Source organism: Methylobacterium sp. Leaf104, from assembly GCF_001422885.1.
Lineage (GTDB): Bacteria > Pseudomonadota > Alphaproteobacteria > Rhizobiales > Beijerinckiaceae > Methylobacterium.
Genome location: NZ_LMMZ01000033.1, coordinates 1 through 1,217, shown reverse-complemented (window position 1 = coordinate 1,217; position 1,217 = coordinate 1). Strand labels below are relative to the sequence as shown.

The 1,217-nt window shown below is 65.1% G+C and carries 1 pseudogene; it reads left to right on the top strand.

The features are described 5' to 3' along the window. Positions 1-218: 218 nt before the first annotated feature. Positions 219-1,047 (top strand): annotated as a pseudogene (locus tag ASF49_RS23210) (IS5 family transposase). Positions 1,048-1,217: the final 170 nt, after the last annotated feature.

Sequence of the window (1,217 nt, the reverse complement as noted above, 5' to 3'; positions counted from 1 at the left end):
CCAGCGCGGATCGCTTCCCTCGCGAACTGGCGGATGTCACGGGAGATGGCCGTGCCGATATCGTCGGCTTCGGCCTCAACGAGGTCGTTGTCTCAGCATCGCACGACTTCTTCACCGTTTAAACCCCGTTTCATAACGGGCTGAACAGCTTAGCTTTTGGGTGAGCGGCAGGCATCGTGGGTGTTGGGAGAGTGTCTGACGCTCACCCAGGAACCCCAATATGGACGCCCGCCGCCCGCGCCGAGCTTGCGCGCAAGAGCCTGCCCTACGCAACCAGCCTCAGTGATGCCGAGTGGGCGGTGCTTGCGCCGCTTCTACCGGCGCCGTCCAGCACAGGCCGCCGGTGGCGCCGGCCATTGCGCACAGTCTTTGACGGCATCTTGTACGTGCTGTGGACAGGATGCGTGTGGCGGCATCTGCCGCTGGAGTTCCCGCCGTGGAGCACGGTGCATCGCTGGTTCTTGCGCCTTTCTCAGACAGGGGTGTTCGAACGCCTCGCACATGCCCTCACACTGGCCGACCGTGAGCGCGCTGGGCGCGAGGCTTGCCCGACCGGCTGTGTCGTCGATGCGCAAGCCGCCCGCTCGAGTGGCGTGGGGGTGGCCGGCAAGCGCGGTTACGATCCGGCCCGGCGGGTCGTCGGGCGCAAACGCCACGCGCTGAAGGATACGGACGGCCGCCCGCTGTTGGTTGGGGTCTCACCCGCTAACCTGCACGACAGCCACGGCGCGATTGCCCTGCTTCGAGCCTCGCGTGGGTTGTTCCCCTTCCTAGCCCACTGCTTTGCCGACCGAGCCTATCGACGCTAGCGCGTTGGCGCAGCGACGACCACCGCGGTCGAGATCGTCGAACCCAAGGAAGGCAAGGAACGCCAGACGGGTATTTGCGGTTCAGCCCAGGCGGTGGGCCATTGAGCGGAGCTTCGGTTGCATCGCCCGCTGCCGCAGGCTGGCCTGCGACCCTGAAGCGACACCATCATCTGCATTCTCCGTCTTCGTCCTCGCCGCAGCCATGAGCCTCGTCGGACGTATAACCCGAGCCTTATGAAACGGGGATTTATACTAATCCTCAGTGATCGGGGCTCACGGGGTAGCATCGGGGGCTGAGTGGTGATTCTGGCCTGCCCCCGTTCGGTGGCCCAGGTTCGAACTTAATGCATCGTCGGTCGCGTGACGATGGCAGGACGAGCGGACGGCCCTGAGCCGCTCGGTTCGGTT